This window comes from Stenotrophomonas maltophilia group sp. RNC7, assembly GCF_030910085.1.
In the GTDB taxonomy this organism is placed as follows: Bacteria; Pseudomonadota; Gammaproteobacteria; order Xanthomonadales; family Xanthomonadaceae; genus Stenotrophomonas; species Stenotrophomonas sepilia.
Window position 1 is genome coordinate 110,898 of the sequence record NZ_JAVFVN010000648.1, and the last position, 16,287, is coordinate 127,184.

The window sequence follows — 16,287 nt, forward strand, 5'->3', positions numbered from 1 at the left end:
CCAATTTTTTAGTTTGCCAACCGGAAGGCGGTCAGCTTGCCATCCACGTTCTGCACCAGCAGCACCCCGTCTGCGACGACCGGCTGGGCCAGCAGGGCGTCGCCGCCACTTTTTGCCCGTGCCGCCATCGCACCATCGGAGGCCTGCAACCAGTGCACGTATCCCTTGTAGTCACCGACCACGACGTAGTCGCCGTGCAGTGCCGGGCCGGTCAGGGAGCGACGGGCCAGTGCCGTCTGCGACCACATGGCTGCGCCGCTGGCCTTGTCCAGGCCGAACACGCCGCCCTTGTTGTCGGTCACGAACACATTGCCGGACGATACCGCCACGCCACCTGCGCCGCCATGGTCGCGCGCCCACAGCGGGCGACCGGTCGGGCCTTCGAAGGCCATGGTCTGGTTCTTGAAGCTGCTCACGTACAGGGTGTTGCCGTCGAGCACCGGTGCGCCGTCGACGTCCGCCATGCGCTCCAGCTCGGTGCGGCCTTCGCCGTTGCCGAGGTTCTGTTCCCACAGCGTGCGGCCATCCTGCTGGGCCAGGGCCGCGACCGCGCCCTCGTCCTTGCCGATGAACAGCACGCCCGGGCCGGTCACCACCGGCGCGTTGCCGCGCACGGTCAGCGCCGGCAGCTCGCTCGGGTTGAACCACTTCTGGGTGCCGTTGCCGACATCGAAGGCGGTCACGCGGCCGTCGTTGCTGCGCACGTAGACCATGCCCTGGGCAACGGCCGGCGCGGCGATCACTTCACCCGGAACACGGGCGCGCCACTTCTCGCTGCCGTCGTTGATGTCCAGCGCGATGACCTGGCCATCCAGCGTGCCGATCACGACCAGGTTCTCACCGACACCCGGGCCGCCGGACAAGCGCAGCTTGGCCTTCTTCTTTTCCTTCTTCGGCTCCCAGGTCCAGACCTTCTTGCCGGTCTGCAGGTCGATGGCGTGCACGCCACCGGTGATCGCCGCAGCGAACACGTGGCCGTTGGCCACCGCCGGGCCCTGGCGCACACCGATGCGACGCTCGCCCTTGCCGAGGTTGACCGACCAGATCTTGCTGACCTTCACGGTCGGCTCGAACTTGACCAGCTCAGCCGGTTCCTGTGCCTTCTTCGCCGCCGCGTCCTTGCCGGCGAACCAGCCCTTCATGGTGCCGCAGCCGGTCAGGGCCATGCCCATCAGGAGCACGGTGGCGACGCGGGTGATCATGACCTTCTGACTCATCAAACCGACTCCGCAGGGGCGGCAACGGTGCCGCCGGCGTCCATAACCTTGGTTTCCAGCAAGCGCCGCTGCGGCGCTGCCACGTCCAGCGTCTTCAGCGCCTTCTCGTACTGTACGCGGGCCTCATCGCGCTTGCCCTGCGCCATCAGCGCATCGCCATGGATTTCCAGGCTGCTGCTGTCGGTGGCGCTGCCCAGCAGCTTGATGGCCTCGTCGCTCTTGCCGGTGGCCACCAGCAGGCGGGCCACACGCTGGTCGACCACGCGCTGCAGGTCACCTTCGACCTTCACATTGCGCAGGGTGGCCAGTGCCTCTTCGTTCTTGCCGGCGTCGACCTGGGCCTTGGCCAGCTGCAGCGCCGCGAGGTCGCCGTAGATGCTGGACGGGCCGGCTTCGAGCGCCTTGACCGCCTTGGCGGCGTCGTCAAGCTTGTTCTGCTGTAGGCCCTGCAAGGCCTTCTGGTACTCGACATTGGCCGAGGCCAGCTTGCTGCCCTGATCCTTCTGGTACCACTGCCAGCCGGCAATGGCACCGATGGCGATGACTACGCCACCGAGGATGCTGGCGCCATTCTTCCGCAGCCAGCTGCGGACGCGTTCACTTTGTTCGTGCTCGTCGAGCAGATCGTCGATCGCCATGCGTACTCTCGCCCCGCCCGTCGGGAGGGACCATTGGGTTTAATCGAAGGTGGTGAAACCGCGCCTCAGTGCGAAACCGGGACTACGGAGCCTTCAGAGGATACCTGAAAGCGTGCCACGTTGGCTCGCTGGTAGGGGGTCAGATCGACGATAGCGCCGTTCTGCTGAACCTGGACCGCCGAGGCGTTGCCCAGGGTCACCCGGGTCACCTGGCCCGGCGTGAAGCTGCGGGTCTCGCCGGACTTGATCAGTGCCTTCTCGACGGTGCTGCCGTCCGGGCCGCCGATGTCGACCCAGCTGTCGCCGCTGAACTGCATTTCCAGCGCATTGCCGGCAGCCGGGGCCGGCGCCGGGCGCGGCACCGGGGCCAGCGAGGCGACGTAAGGGGTGGCCGCCGGCTTGCTGGCCGGGGCCGGGGTCGCTTCGGCCGGGGCGGCCGTCTCGCTACCGGCTGCGGACGGCGTGACCGGCACGGCGGCCGGGATCACGTCCAGCGAGGCGGTGCTCGGCGACGGGGTCGCGCTGCCGTCGAAGTGGCCACGGGTGGCGAACCACACCGGCACCGCCAGCACGGCGGTGATGCCGACATACAGCACGCGCCGGCCGAGGTTCTCGGCAATACGGCGCGCACGCGGGGTATGGGTATGGCTGACCAGGGTGGGCGGAACCACCGGGCCGACCTGGGCCTGCTCCAGCAGCTCGCCCACGTCCACGTCGAGCAGGCGCGCATAGCTGCGCAGCTGGCCGCGCACGAATACCGGCGCCCCCAGCTTCTGCCATTGTTCCTCTTCCAGGGACTTGACCACCTGGACCGGCATGCGCAGGCGCGAGCCGACATCTTCGAGGGTCAGTCCGGCCGCTTCACGGGCCTGGCGCAGGCGGGTGCCGCAGCCGGCCGCAGTCTCGAGAGCGCTCACAGTCTGGTCATCAATCACAATGCATCAACCCTGGAGTTAGGAGCCCGCATCCTGCGGAAATTCCTGTCGAATCCGCTGCAGATAGCGATCAGATGCCGCCCGATCGCCCAGCCTCGCTTCGATTTGAGACGCAAGTTGTAACACGGAACGCGTTGCGGGTGCAGCCGCAATCCTACGTTCGGCGAAGGCCCGGGCCTCCATGTAGCGGCCCTGGCGGAAGCTCAGCTGGGCCATCGACTCCAGCGCAACCGGGTTGGCCGGCGCCGCGACGAGTGCCGCGCGCAGGTCGCGCTCGGCACGTTCGAGCTGCCCAGCGTCCAGTGCGCAGCTGCCGGCATTGGCCTGCGCTTCGCCCGGGGTGGCATAACCCGGCGCCTGCAACGCGCGGTCGAACCAGACCAGCGATTCGGCCGGCTGGCCCTGCTGGCACAACCAGGCACCGTAGTTGTTGAGCACGTCTCCGCGCTGCGGCGCCAGCTCGGCGGCCTTGCGGAAATTCTCGCCCGCCTGGCGGGTGCGGCCACGACGGTCATCGATGCCGGCCTGCAGCACCAGCGCGTCGGGCGCCTCGGGCGCCAGCTTCAGCGCTTCGCGCACCTTGCGCTCGGCGGCGTCGAGATTGCCGACCTGCATGTCACGGGTCGCCAGGGTCAACAGGTCGCGCCAGCGCACTTCGCGCCGCACGCTTTCCGGGTCACCCACCGAATAGACCGGTGCCTGGCTCGGCCCGAGCTTGGCCTTGGGATGGGATTTGCAGCCGCCGACCGCAACGGCCAGCACGCCTGCGAACAGAACCAGCCAGAGGCGGTCAGGCCGCGGCATCGCTCCCCTTCCCCGCCTGCAGCGTCTTGTTGAATTCCGCCTGGCGGCGGGTGCGGTCCATTACCTGGCCCTTGAGCTGGCCACAGGCGGCGTCGATGTCGTCGCCACGGGTGCGGCGGACCATGGTCAGCACGTTGCTGTCGAGCAGGATCTTCTGGAAGGCGCGAATGTGCGCTTCTTCCGAACGCTCGTAGCGGGTACCCGGGAACGGGTTGAACGGAATCAGGTTGACCTTGCCCGAATCCTTGGCCTGCACCGCGTTGTCGAACTGGCGCATCAGGCGGGCCAGCTCGCGGGCATGCTCGGGCTTGTCGTTGATGCCCTTCATCAGGGTGTATTCGAAGGTGACCGACTCGCGGCGCTTGTTGGCGCGCAGGTAGCGTGCGCACGAGGCCATCAGCTCGGCGATCGGGTACTTCTTGTTGAGCGGCACCAGCGTCTCGCGCAGCGCGTCGTTCGGCGCATGCAGCGACACCGCCAGCGACACGTCGCTTTCGGCAGACAGGCGGTCGATCTGCGGCACCAGGCCGGAGGTCGACAGGGTCACGCGCTTGTTGGCCAGGCCGTAGCCCAGGTCGTCGCGCATCACGCTCATGGCGCGCACGACGTTGTCGAAATTCATCAGCGGCTCGCCCATGCCCATCATCACCACGTTGGTGAGGCGGCGCATCTGGTGCGGCACGTTGCCCAGGTGGCGTGCGGCAACCCACACCTGGCCGATGATCTCGGCGGTGGTCAGGTTGCGGTTGAAGCCCTGGGTGGCGGTGGAGCAGAACGTGCAGTTCAGGCCGCAACCGACCTGCGAGGACACGCACAGCGTGCCGCGGGTCTTGTCCGGGATGTACACGGTCTCGATGGCGTTCTTGCCATCCACGCCCATCGCCAGCAGCCACTTGTGGGTGCCGTCGGCGGAGGGCTTGTCGAACACGATGTTGGGAACCAGCACCTCGGCATGGGCCTGCAGCTTGGCGCGCAGGACCTTGCCGAGGTCGGTCATTTCATCGAAATCGGTGACGTAGCGATGGTGGATCCACTTCATCACCTGGTGGGCGCGGAACTTCTTCTCGCCGAGAACCTCGACGAAGAACTTCTCCAGGCCCGCGCGATCGAGGTCGAGCAGGTTCTGCTTGCCAGCCGTGGGCGCCGACTTCGGCAGCGGCTGGATGGCGGGGGACTGTACGACCTCGTTCACGGCATTACTCTCAGCGCGAGACGACTTCGGTGGCGGCGAAGAAGTAGGCGATTTCAATCGCGGCATTCTCGACCGAGTCCGAGCCGTGGGCGGCATTGGCATCGATGGATTCGGCGAAGTCGGCGCGGATGGTGCCCGGCGCGGCTTCCTTCGGGTTGGTGGCGCCCAGCAGGTCGCGGTGGGCCAGGACGGCGTTCTCGCCTTCCAGGGCCTGGATCATCACCGGGCCGGAGATCATGAATTCGACCAGCGCGTTGAAGAACGGACGCTCGCGGTGCACGGCGTAGAAGCCTTCGGCTTCACGACGGGACAGCTGCTTGTACTTGGCGGCCACGACCTTCAGGCCGGCCTTCTCGAAGCGGGCGTAGATTTCGCCGATGACGTTCTTGGCAACGGCGTCCGGCTTGATGATCGAAAGGGTGCGCTCCAGCGCCATGGGATGTCTCCAATGGAATCGGGCCGCTGATGGCCCGAAGGGTAACATGAAAAAAACCCGCGTCGGGACGCGGGCTTAGCCTGATAAACGTAGGCGAATTGTAAAAGATAAAGCGGCTGGGTGGTAGAGGGCCTGCGGCCCTCCTGTAGAGCCGAGCCCATGCTCGGCTGACCTTTGGGCCGAAGAGCAGCCGAGCAGGGGCTCGGCTCTACAGGTTCAGATCCACCCATTCACCCAGCTGAGCGGATTCTGACCGTCCGAGCCATTTTTGCTGCACTGCAAAATGCCATACGCTACCGTCTGGTCCTAGTATCAAACAATCGTTTGATTAAGGTCCGCCCGCCGATGGCCAAACCCGCCCACTTCTCGACCAAAGACCGGATCCTCGGCGCGGCCGAGGAGCTGTTCGCACAGCACGGCTTCGCCGGCACTTCGCTGCGCCAGGTGACCAGCCAGGCCGACGTCAACATCGCAGCGGTCAACTACCACTTCGGCTCCAAGGAAAACCTGGTCAACGAGGTGTTCCGCCGCCGCATGGATGAGATGACCGGCGCCCGCCTGTCGCAGCTCGAACGTGCCCGCAGCGAACACCCCGGGCAGCTGCGCCCGGTACTGGCCGCCTTCGTCGAGCCGGCCCTGGCGCTGGCCCAGGACCGCCAGAACGGCGGCGCCTTCGTGCGCGTGATCGCCCGCGCCTACGCCGAGAAGAACGACAACCTGCGCAAGTTCCTGTCCGACCACTACGGCCACGTGCTGCGTGCGTTCGGCAAGGCCATCGGCGAGTGCGTGCCGGACCTGAGCAAGGAAGAGCTGTACTGGCGCCTGGACTTTCTTGCCGGCTCGCTCACCTATGCCATGGCCGACTTCGGGCTGATCAAGCGTCCCGCCGGTGTCACCGAAGCGGCGCATCGTGCCCATGCCGCCCACGAACTGATCCATTTCGCCGAAGCCGGGTTCCGCGCCGCCGCACGCGCCAGCGCCCTGCCCGCTTCCGTTTGATTCCACCCAGTAACTGCTGACCAACAAAGGCCCTACACCATGTCCAATTCCCTGCTAGTCCGCCGCGCCGCCGTGCTGGGTGCCGGCGTCATGGGTGCCCAGATCGCCGCCCACCTCACCAACGCTGGCGTCGACACCGTGCTGTTCGACCTGCCCGCCAAGGAAGGTCCGGCCGATGGCATCGTGCTGAAGGCGATCGCCAACCTGGGCAAGCTGAGCCCGGCGCCGCTGGCCAGCAAGTCGCTGGCCGAAGCCATCACCCCGGCCAACTACGAGTCCGGCCTGGAGCAGCTGAAGGACTGCGACCTGATCATCGAGGCCATCGCCGAGCGCATGGACTGGAAGCAGGACCTGTACAAGAAGATCGCCCCGTTCGTGGCTGACCACGCGGTGCTGGCTTCCAACACCTCGGGCCTGGGCATCAACAAGCTGGCCGACGTGCTGCCCGAGCAGCTGCGCCACCGCTTCTGCGGCGTGCACTTCTTCAATCCGCCGCGCTACATGCACCTGGCCGAGCTGATCCCGGCCACCACCACCGATGCCGCCGTGCTGGAAGGCTTGGAAGCTTTCCTGGTCACCACCCTGGGCAAGGGCGTGGTGTACGCCAAGGACACCCCGAACTTCATCGGCAACCGCATCGGCGTGTTCTCGATCCTGTCGACCATCCACCACACCCAGCAGTTCGGCCTGGGCTTCGACGAAGTGGACGGCCTGACCGGCCCGCTGGTCGGCCGCCCGAAGTCGGCCACCTACCGCACCTCCGACGTGGTCGGCCTGGACACCATGGCGCACGTCATCAAGACCATGGGCGACACTCTGCCGAATGACCCGTGGCATGAATTCTTCAAGTCGCCGAAGTGGCTGGACGCGCTGATTGCCAAGGGCGCGCTGGGCCAGAAGACCGGCGCCGGCATCTTCCGCAAGGTCGGCAAGGACATCGTCGTGCTGGACCTGGAGAAGCAGGACTACCGCCCGGCCGACCGTACCGCCGCTCCGGAAGTGGTCGAGATCCTGAAGATCAAGAACCCGGCCGAGAAGTTCGCCAAGCTGCGCGAGAGCCAGCACCCACAGGCGCAGTTCCTGTGGGCGACCTTCCGCGACCTGTTCCACTACAGCGCCTACCACCTGGCCGACATCGCCGAGACCGCGCGCGACGTCGACCTGGCCATCCGCTGGGGCTACGGCTGGTCGCTGGGCCCGTTCGAAACCTGGCAGGCCGCCGGCTGGAAGCAGGTCGCGCAGTGGATCGCCGATGACATCGTGGCCGGCAAGAGCATGAGCAACGCGCCGCTGCCGGACTGGGTGTTCGATGGCCGCGATGGCGTGCACGCTGCCGAGGGCAGCTACAGCCCGTCGCGCAACGCCAAGCTGCCGCGTTCGTCGCTGCCGGTGTACCAGCGCCAGCGCTTCCCGGATCCGCTGCTGGGCGAGAAGTTCGCGCCGGGCGAAACCGTGTTCGAGAACGACGGCCTGCGCATGTGGCACGACGGTGATGGCATCGCCGTGGTCAGCTTCAAGACCAAGATGAACACCGTGTCCGACCAGGTGCTGGATGGCCTGCAGGAATGCGTCAGCCGCGCCGAGAAGGACTTCCAGGGCCTGGTGATCTGGCAGCAGAAGGAACCCTTCTCCGCCGGTGCCGACCTGGCCGGTGCACTGGGCCTGCTGCAGGCCGGCAAGGTCGACCAGTTCGAGGAAATGGTCGCCAACTTCCAGCGCACCAGCCAGCGCATCAAGTACTCGCTGGTGCCGGTGGTGGCCGCCGTGCGTGGCCTGGCCTTGGGTGGCGGCTGCGAGTTCCAGATGCACAGCGCCAAGACCGTGGCCTTCCTGGAAAGCTACATCGGCCTGGTCGAGGCCGGCGTCGGCCTGCTGCCGGCGGGTGGTGGCCTGAAGGAACTGGCCGTGCGCGCCTCGCAGGCCGCAGGCCCGGGCGGTGACGTGTTCGCCGAACTGAAGAAGACCTTCGAGACCGTGGCGATGGCCAAGGTGTCCAACTCGGCGGTCAACGCCAAGGAACTGGGCCTGCTGCGCAGCACCGACAAGGTGGTATTCAACAGCTACGAGGCCCTGCACATCGCCAAGGCCGAAGCACGCGCCCTGGCCGAAGCCGGCTACCGTCCGCCGCTGCCGGCACGCCGCATCCAGGTGGCCGGTGACGTGGGTATCGCCACCTTCAAGATGATGCTGGTCAACATGCTGGAAGGCCGTTTCATCAGCCCGTACGACTACGAGATCGCCGAGCGCATCGCCACCGTGCTGTGCGGCGGCAAGGTCGACCGCGGCACCCTGGTCGACGAAGAGTGGCTGCTGACCCTGGAGCGCAAGCACTTCGTCGAACTGGCCCAGCAGGAAAAGACCCAGGCCCGCATCGCGCACATGCTAAAGACCGGCAAGCCGCTGCGGAACTGATTGATGGCGGGTGCCGGCCACGGGTCGGCATCCCTCTGCCTCTGGTGGGTGCCGACCGTTGGTCGGTACTCCGGCTAAAAAATTCAAGAGATCACTGCAATGACCAAGCAAATCCAGGACGCCTACATCGTCGCCGCCACCCGTACCCCGGTTGGCAAGGCGCCCAAGGGCATGTTCCGCAACACCCGCCCCGACGACATGCTTGCGCACGTGCTGCGCAGCGTCGTCGCCCAGGCCCCGGGCGTGGACGTCAACCGCATCGATGACGCCATCATCGGCTGCGCCATGCCGGAAGCCGAGCAGGGCATGAACGTGGCACGCATCGGCGTGCTGCTGGCCGGACTGCCGAACACCATCGCCGCACAGACCGTGAACCGCTTCTGCTCCTCTGGCCTGCAGGCCGTGGCGCAGGCCGCCGACGCGATCCGCCTGGGCAACGCCGACCTGATGCTGGCCGGCGGCACCGAGTCGATGTCGATGGTGCCGATGATGGGCAACAAGATCGCCATGGCACCGAGCGTGTTCGACAACGACCACGTCGCCATCGCCTACGGCATGGGCATCACCGCCGAGAAGGTGGCCGAAGAGTGGAAGATCTCGCGCGAAGACCAGGACGCGTTCGCCCTGGCCTCGCACCAGAAGGCCATGGCCGCGATCCAGAACGGCGAGTTCAAGGACGAAATCAGCCCGTACGAGATCGTCTCGCACCTGCCGGACCTGGCCGATGGCCAGCGCATCATCACCCGCAACAAGATCGCCGACACCGACGAAGGCCCGCGCCCGGATTCCTCCGCTGAAGGCCTGACCAAGCTGCGCCCGGTGTTCCGCAACGGCCAGTTCGGCGGCACCGTCACCGCCGGCAATTCGTCGCAGATGAGCGATGGCGCCGGTGCCGTGCTGCTGGCCTCGGAGCAGGCGATCAAGGACTACGGCCTGACCCCGCTGGCCCGTTTCGTCAGCTTCTCGGTGGCCGGCGTGCGCCCGGAAGTGATGGGCATCGGCCCGATCGCCGCGATCCCGAAGGCCCTGAAGCAGGCCGGCCTGACCCAGGACCAGCTGGACTGGATTGAACTGAACGAAGCCTTCGCCGCGCAGTCGCTGGCAGTGATCCGCGATTGCGGCCTGGACCCGAGCAAGGTCAACCCGCTGGGCGGCGCGATCGCCTTGGGCCATCCGCTGGGCGCGACCGGCGCGATCCGTACCGCGACCCTGCTGCACGGCCTGCGTCGTCGCCAGCAGAAGTACGGCATGGTGACGATGTGCATCGGCACCGGCATGGGCGCGGCGGGTATTTTCGAGGCGCTGTAAGGTTCAAAGCGTTGCCGGCTGATTGTTGGTTGGCTGTGGGGCCCGGGTGGGTGAGGCTGCCCGGGACACGCCGTAGACCCGTCCCTGAGGGCTTGGCAGCGGCATCCATGCCGCTGACAGTCCCGGTCAGCCTCACCCACCCGCGCCACCCGGCATTCCGCTCGGCGGAAGGGTGAGCAAAGGCAAGGCAAGAGCCGGGGTCAGAGCCTTTGCTGCGCAAGGGGATCTGACCCCAACAAGCAAAAAAGGCAGCCATTGGCTGCCTTTTTTGCTTGTTGCTCTCGCCTTTGATTCCGCCCTTCCCGTCCGCGCCGCACGGAAACTGTCGACAGGGGGCGGATGGCCCTCTCCAAAACCGTTGGCGCCATGGGCCCGAGGCATGCCTCGGGCGGGTTGGGCAGGACGCCCAACCCCGGTCTTGCCGTGTGCGCAGGACAGCGCACACGAGCAAGGCGCCATCGAGCCCCCATGGGTGAGGGCGCTTTGCTTGCGAAGCACTGCTTCGCAAGCGCCCGAACGCACAGCCGCCAGCGGCTGCGCCGGTCTGGGGGTTTACGGCGTGTCCTGCAAAGGCCCACCCGTCCCGCCCATCACGTATCGATCAAGGCGCTGCACGGAGCGCTTGATAGAACCCTTATTCCGCCAGCATCGCCGCCAGCTTCTCCCGCGCGGGGCCGGCCAGCTTCGGGTTGTCCAGCGCGAAGCGGATCGTCGCCTCCACCAGCCCCAAGTGCGTGCCGCAGTCGAAGCGGGTGCCCTCGAAACGATAGGCATCGACTTCTTCGGTCTTCAGCAGCTCGGCAATCGCATCGGTCAGCTGGATCTCGCCACCGGCACCAGTCTGGGTCTGTTCCAGTAGTTCGAAGATCTTCGGGCTCAGCACGTAGCGGCCGACCACCGCCAGGTCACTCGGCGCGTCCTCCGGCTTCGGCTTCTCGACGATCTGCGAAATGCGACCCTTGCGGCCATCGAACGCCTCAGTGGCGACGATGCCGTAGCTGGCGGTCTTTTCGTGCGGGACGTCTTCGACCGCGATCACGCTGGCACCGCTGGCTTCATTGAGGTCGGCCATCTGCTTCAGCGCACCGGCACCGCGGTTCCAGATCAGATCGTCGGGCAGCAGCACCGCGAACGGCTCGTCACCGATCACAGCCTTGGCACACAGTACTGCGTGCCCGAGGCCCAGCGCCTCGGCCTGGGTCACGAAGATCGCGCGCACGCCATTGGGCAGCACATGCCGGATCAGCTCCAGCTGCTCCTGCTTGCCGGCGCGCTCGAGCTTCTGCTCCAGTTCGTAGGCCTTGTCGAAATAATCGGCGACCGCGTGCTTGTAGCGGTTGGTGATGAACACCAGCGTGTCGCAGCCGGCTTCGATGGCTTCATCAACGGCGTACTGGATCAGCGGCCGATCAATGATCGGCAGCATCTCCTTCGGCACAGTCTTGGTTGCTGGCAAAAAACGCGTTCCCAGCCCTGCCACCGGGAAAACTGCCTTGCGAATTCGCTTGCTCATTGGTGCCTGTTCGCCTCACGTGCCGGAAAGGGCACGACTTTAGCGGATGAAATGTAAGCATCCTGTTCGATTGGCGAGAATTCCGGCATCGTCGCAAACAGAATTTCCTGGATGCTGGCAGTGTCGTAGCTGGCAATCGCCTCACGCAGGCGCGGAACATTGCCCAGCACCAGGTCGCGCGAGAACGTACGCACGCCGGCCTCGAGAATCTTCGGGTGCGCGGTCGAACGGTAGTCTTCGTCCGAATAGAACAGGGTCTCGTGCAGCTTCTCGCCCGGGCGCAGACCGGTATAGATGATCTGGATGTCCTTGTACGGCTGCTTGCCGGTCAGGCGGATCATCTGTTCGGCCAGCACGCGGATCGGCACCGGCTCGCCCATGTCCAGAGTGTAGATCGCACCATGCGACGCCGACGCGGCCGCCTGCAGGATCAGCTGGCAGGCCTCGGGGATGGTCATGAAGTAACGGCTGACTTCCGGGTCGGTGACCGTGACCGGACCACCGCGCAGGATCTGCTCGCGGAACAGCGGCACCACGCTGCCGGCCGACGCCAGCACGTTGCCGAAGCGCACCGTGACGAAACGGGTGTGCGTGGACTTCTGGTCCAGGCTCTGGCAGATCATCTCGGCGTAGCGCTTGCTCGCACCCAGCGCATTGACCGGATCGACCGCCTTGTCCGTGGAAATGAACACGAAATGCTCCACGCGGGCTTCCAGGCACGCGCGGGCGACGTTCTCGGTCGCCAGGATGTTGTTGCGCACCGCTTCGCGCAGCTGGCGCTCCAGCACGGGCACGTGCTTGTAGGCGGCGGCATGGAAGGCGGTATCGACCGGGTGCAGCGACAGCGCGTGGCGGATCACCGCCGGGTCACCGCAGTCGCCCAGCACCGCCTCGATCTCGACATCGGGGAAGCTGCGCCGCAGCTCGCCTTCGATGGTCAGCAGCAGCAGCTCGCTGATCTCCAGCAGGATGATGCGACCTGCACCGTGCCGCGCGCACTGGCGACAAAGCTCCGAGCCGATCGAACCACCGGCGCCGGTGACCATCACAGTGCGCCCACCCAACCAGCCGCGGATCAGGTTCCAGTCCGGCATGATCGGCTTGCGGCCCAGCAGGTCTTCGATCGCCACTTCCTTCAGCTGGCCTGGCAGCGACTGGCCCTGCAGGATGTCGCTGAGCTTGGGCACGGTACGGAACGGAACGCCGGTGCTTTCGCAGATCGCGACAACGCGCTGCATGCCTGCGGCGTCCAGTGACGGCATGGCAATGACCAGCAGCTTGGCAGCGGTCTCGCGGACCACCGTCGGGGCGTCATCCAGGGTGCCGAGGATCGGCAGGCCCTGCAGCTTGGCACCCCGAAGGTGCGGTGCATCGTCGAGCAGGCCGACCGGCTCGAAGTTGCCGGAACGACGCAGGTCGCGCACCAGTGTTTCCGCCGCCTGGCCGGCACCGAGGATCAGCACGCGGCGGGCGCTGGAATCGGACTGCAGTGCCTGGTAATCCTTCCAGGCCCGGTACAGCAGGCGCGGTGCGCCCAGCAGGGCCGACAGCGCGAACGGGTAGATCACCAGCACCGACATCGGCACGCCGTCGAAGCGCTTCCACATCAGCACCAGAACGATGGCGACCATGCCGATGAAGCTGGCCTTGAAGATGTTCAGCAGGTCGCTGACGCTGGCGAACCGCCACAGCCCGCGATACAGGCCCACGCGCCAGAACACCAGGCCCTGCAGCAGCAGGACCAGGGTGGTATCGACGTTCCACAGGGGCAGCGCCGGAGCGTTGGGCAGGATCGAGTAACGCCCTGCATGGAGCAACTGCCAGCATGCCCAGACCATGAAGAGGTCGTGGCAGACGATGGCCGAACGCGGCATCAGGCCGAGGATTCTGTCCCGCCAGGGTGAAGCCATAAGTCAGGTATTTCCTTGTCGGTAGCGCATTCCATTGCGCAGGAGGAGCCAGAGGACGCTCAGCGCGGTGAACCACGCGATCGCCACGGCAGCCTCCCACCTCGGCTGCAAATTGGAGCAGACATTGAACACTGTAATACTGAACAGGCCCAAAGCAAAGTACATCCCTGTCACCTGGGGGTGACTGGCTCCTGCCTGCACCGCGCGCTGGTAGACGTGCTGGGTATGGGGTTCCATCCAGCGTTGTCCCGAAATGATGCGCGCCAGCAGTGTGAAGCCCGCGTCCACGAGGAACGGCGAAACCGGGACCAGCAGCAGGATCCAGTTGATATCGGTACGCACGCTGGCGAGCGCCAGCACCGCTGCGACCGCGTACCCCAACGCGCCGCTTCCGACATCGCCCATGAAGATCCGGGCCCGAGGGAAGTTGAACGGCAGGAATCCAAGGCAGGCCAGGCCCAGGGCCACGGCAGCCAGCGAGTAGGGCCACGGCAGCACCGGCGCCAGCCCCAGCATCGCCACGACGGCCTGGCTGGCGGCAATGCCGTTGATGCCGTCCATGAAATTCCAGATGTTGATCAGTGAGGCGGTGAACAGCAGCACCAGCGCCGCCAACAGCCAGCTGCCACCATTCACCTTGACCAGGCCGGCCAGCAGCGCCGCGGCGATGAAATGCACCAGCAGGCGACGCATCGCCGGCAGGGGCCTGTGGTCGTCCCACCAGCCGATGCCGGCCACCAGCACCAGCCCAAGGCTGGCCACCAGCACTGTCGGCGTGCTTTCGGGCCAGGCCCAGATGGCCACGGCTGCAGTCACCAGCAGGCTGATGACGATGGCGATGCCGCCACCGCGCGGGGTAGCGACACTATGGCTGCGGCGTTCGCCGGGCTGGTCCATCAACTGCTGGCGCAGCGCATAGCCACGTGCAGCCCAGGTCAGCACCGCACTCAGCAGGGCGAGCCCCAGCAGCGCGCCCATCACAAGCCAGGGCATGGATCAGAGCACCGCGTAGTTCAGCAGTGGCTTGACCGTCCCCCACTCCTTGCAGCTCGGGCACTGCCAGTGGTGGGTACGCGCACCGAAGCCGCAGCGGGTGCAGCGATAGGCCGGGTTGCGCACCAGCAGCTGGTCAGTGATGTGCTTGAGGTCATGCAGGGTGGCGGTGGAATCGGCGCCCTCGGCGAGGGTGAGGTCGATCAGCGCGGACTCGCCACGCACCGACGGACGATCCTTCAGCTGGCGGCCGAGGTAGGCACGCGCCGGGGCCACGCCCTCCTGTTCTTCCATCAGGCGGGTCAGCGCCAGCACCGGGGCAATGCCACGGTAATGCTCGGTCATCTCCGACAGGAACGCGCGCGCACCTGCCAGATCGCCCACCTTGCGATAGTTCTGCATCAACGCCGGCAGCAGTTCCGGCAGGTATTCGGGATCGTTGCGCGCGGCGCGCTCGAAGGCGCGCACGGCGGCCTCAGGATTGCCTGCGTCGGTTTCCAACCGGCCCTCGATGATGCCGGCGCGCACCGACATCGCATCGGCCTGGTAGGCGCGGGCGATCGCTGCCCTCGCCTCTTCCAGCTTGCCGGCGCCACGGAATCGCTCGGCCAGTTCGCACTCGAACTGCCCGATCAGCTTGCCCATCGGCTCGCCGGTGACATCCTCGAACCGGGTGGCGTTGTCGATGGCCTTTTCCCAATCGCGCTCGGCCTGGTAGATGCCGATCAGGTGCTTGAGCGCCTGCGGTGCGCGCTGATCGAGCTGGGCAAGCTCGGTGAACACGGTCTCGGCACGATCCAGCAGGCCGGACTTCATGTAGTCCTCACCCAGGGCCAGCAGGGCCTGCACGCGTTGTGCGTCACTCAGGTCATGGCGATTGACCAGGCCCTGGTGCAGGCGGATGGCGCGGTCGACCTCGCCACGACGGCGGAACAGATGGCCCAGCGCGACCTGGGTCTCGAAGGTTTCCTTGTCCAGCTCGGCGATGTGCAGGAACAGCTCGATGGCCTTGTCCGGCTGCTCGTTGAGCAGGTAGTTCAGGCCACGGAAATAGGTGCTCGACAGGCGGCTGACCTGGCTGTCACCGTGGCGTTGGCCACCACGCCGCCCGATCACCCACCCGGCCAGTGCGGCCAGCGGTACGAACAGGAAGAACCAGAACCACTCGGTGACGAAATCCATCTTCGATCAACGTCCATCAAAAGATTGGGGGGAAGCAACCGGTGCCGGCGAAGCGGCAGCGGACTTGTTGGCGCGACGCAGTTGGCCGTAGAGCGGAATGACCACGCTCACCAGCACCAGGCCAGCACCGACGATGACGCCGATCAGCAATGCGGCAATGATTGCCACGCCGACCGAGGTCTTCAGTTGGGTGAAAACAAGGTTGATGGTCATCTCGTCCATGTTCATGGCACCGATGATCAACCCAAGAATGAGTACCGCCAGCAGGACCAGCAGACGAAAAACCTTCATGCGACAGCTCCAGTGGCAGGAGTCCGTAGCTTATCCGACTCGCGGCTGGATTCGCACGCGGTGGCGCGACGGCAGGCTCAGGCCGGATCGGCGTCCAGCGGCAGCACACTGCTGACCCGCTCGCGCAATTCCTTGCCCGGCTTGAAATGGGGGACATGCTTGCCCGGCAGGGCAACCGATTCGCCGGTCTTCGGGTTGCGACCCAGGCGCGGCGGACGATAGTGCAGCGAGAAGCTGCCAAATCCACGGATTTCGATGCGATCCCCGGCGGACAGCGATCCGCCCATCATTTCCAGCAACGACTTCACCGCCAGATCGACATCATCGGCCTTCAGGTGCGCCTGGCGGCGCGCAAGGATTTCGATCAGTTCGGATTTGGTCATTACCGGCTCACATCAGGGGCATCTCAGCCTGAAACGGCCCGGGCAATGCCCGGGCCGTCCAGGAAACAACGAAC

At 66.0% G+C, this 16,287-nt stretch carries 15 protein-coding genes; 3 read left to right on the top strand and 12 right to left on the bottom strand.

Annotated elements, in window-relative coordinates; all coding sequences use genetic code 11:
- Window positions 1–8 precede the first annotated feature (8 nt).
- From bamB to ndk, 6 genes are all read right to left on the bottom strand, one after another.
- Window positions 9–1,217, bottom strand: coding sequence for an outer membrane protein assembly factor BamB (gene bamB, locus RCF13_RS13335; RefSeq protein WP_134968432.1), 1,209 nt, complete (start codon window positions 1,215–1,217; stop codon window positions 9–11).
- Complete coding sequence (locus tag RCF13_RS13340) at window positions 1,217–1,855, bottom strand: tetratricopeptide repeat protein (RefSeq protein WP_061477900.1); 639 nt, start codon at window positions 1,853–1,855, stop codon at window positions 1,217–1,219. Before RCF13_RS13340 ends, bamB begins: the two co-directional genes overlap by 1 nt.
- 65 nt (window positions 1,856–1,920) lie before the next feature.
- Entirely contained in the window at window positions 1,921–2,790 is an 870-nt protein-coding gene (locus RCF13_RS13345) for a RodZ domain-containing protein (RefSeq protein ID WP_061477901.1), read from the bottom strand.
- Window positions 2,791–2,808: 18 nt separating this feature from the next.
- A complete protein-coding gene (gene pilW / locus RCF13_RS13350; protein ID WP_134968398.1) occupies window positions 2,809–3,594 on the bottom strand; it encodes a type IV pilus biogenesis/stability protein PilW in 786 nt (261 codons plus the stop codon).
- Window positions 3,581–4,786, bottom strand: a complete 1,206-nt coding sequence (rlmN, locus tag RCF13_RS13355) for a 23S rRNA (adenine(2503)-C(2))-methyltransferase RlmN (protein WP_005409296.1) — start codon at window positions 4,784–4,786, stop codon at window positions 3,581–3,583. Before rlmN ends, pilW begins: the two co-directional genes overlap by 14 nt.
- Window positions 4,787–4,796: 10 nt before the next feature.
- Window positions 4,797–5,222, bottom strand: a complete 426-nt coding sequence (gene ndk / locus RCF13_RS13360; RefSeq protein WP_005409295.1) for a nucleoside-diphosphate kinase — start codon at window positions 5,220–5,222, stop codon at window positions 4,797–4,799.
- 345 nt (window positions 5,223–5,567) lie between these two features.
- Between ndk and RCF13_RS13365 the strand changes: the two genes are divergently transcribed.
- From RCF13_RS13365 to RCF13_RS13375, 3 genes are all read left to right on the top strand, one after another.
- Complete coding sequence (locus RCF13_RS13365) at window positions 5,568–6,221, top strand: TetR family transcriptional regulator (RefSeq protein ID WP_134968397.1); 654 nt, start codon at window positions 5,568–5,570, stop codon at window positions 6,219–6,221.
- 39 nt (window positions 6,222–6,260) lie between these two features.
- Window positions 6,261–8,633 carry a 3-hydroxyacyl-CoA dehydrogenase/enoyl-CoA hydratase family protein gene (locus RCF13_RS13370; RefSeq protein WP_088496169.1) on the top strand — a complete coding sequence of 791 codons (2,373 nt, stop codon included), beginning with the start codon at window positions 6,261–6,263 and terminating at the stop codon, window positions 8,631–8,633.
- Window positions 8,634–8,732: 99 nt separating this feature from the next.
- A complete protein-coding gene (locus RCF13_RS13375; protein WP_134968396.1) occupies window positions 8,733–9,941 on the top strand; it encodes an acetyl-CoA C-acyltransferase in 1,209 nt (402 codons plus the stop codon).
- Between the two features lie 634 nt (window positions 9,942–10,575).
- Here RCF13_RS13375 and galU read toward each other — a convergent pair.
- From galU to RCF13_RS13405, 6 genes are all read right to left on the bottom strand, one after another.
- Entirely contained in the window at window positions 10,576–11,454 is an 879-nt protein-coding gene (gene galU, locus RCF13_RS13380) for a UTP--glucose-1-phosphate uridylyltransferase GalU (protein WP_032954121.1), read from the bottom strand.
- Window positions 11,451–13,364: a nucleoside-diphosphate sugar epimerase/dehydratase gene (locus RCF13_RS13385; RefSeq protein ID WP_032954120.1), complete on the bottom strand. Its 1,914-nt coding sequence runs from the start codon at window positions 13,362–13,364 to the stop codon at window positions 11,451–11,453. The genes galU and RCF13_RS13385 overlap by 4 nt, the downstream gene beginning before the upstream one ends.
- 3 nt (window positions 13,365–13,367) lie before the next feature.
- Window positions 13,368–14,357 (bottom strand): glycosyltransferase family 4 protein, encoded by a 990-nt coding sequence (locus tag RCF13_RS13390; protein WP_111007935.1) that lies wholly within the window; start codon window positions 14,355–14,357, stop codon window positions 13,368–13,370.
- Between the two features lie 3 nt (window positions 14,358–14,360).
- Window positions 14,361–15,539: a lipopolysaccharide assembly protein LapB gene (gene lapB / locus RCF13_RS13395; RefSeq protein WP_005416232.1), complete on the bottom strand. Its 1,179-nt coding sequence runs from the start codon at window positions 15,537–15,539 to the stop codon at window positions 14,361–14,363.
- Between the two features lie 6 nt (window positions 15,540–15,545).
- On the bottom strand, window positions 15,546–15,830 hold the full coding sequence (locus tag RCF13_RS13400) for a LapA family protein (protein ID WP_061477908.1): 285 nt from the start codon (window positions 15,828–15,830) through the stop codon (window positions 15,546–15,548).
- A gap of 77 nt (window positions 15,831–15,907) precedes the next feature.
- On the bottom strand, window positions 15,908–16,213 hold the full coding sequence (locus tag RCF13_RS13405) for an integration host factor subunit beta (protein WP_005409286.1): 306 nt from the start codon (window positions 16,211–16,213) through the stop codon (window positions 15,908–15,910).
- Window positions 16,214–16,287: the final 74 nt, after the last annotated feature.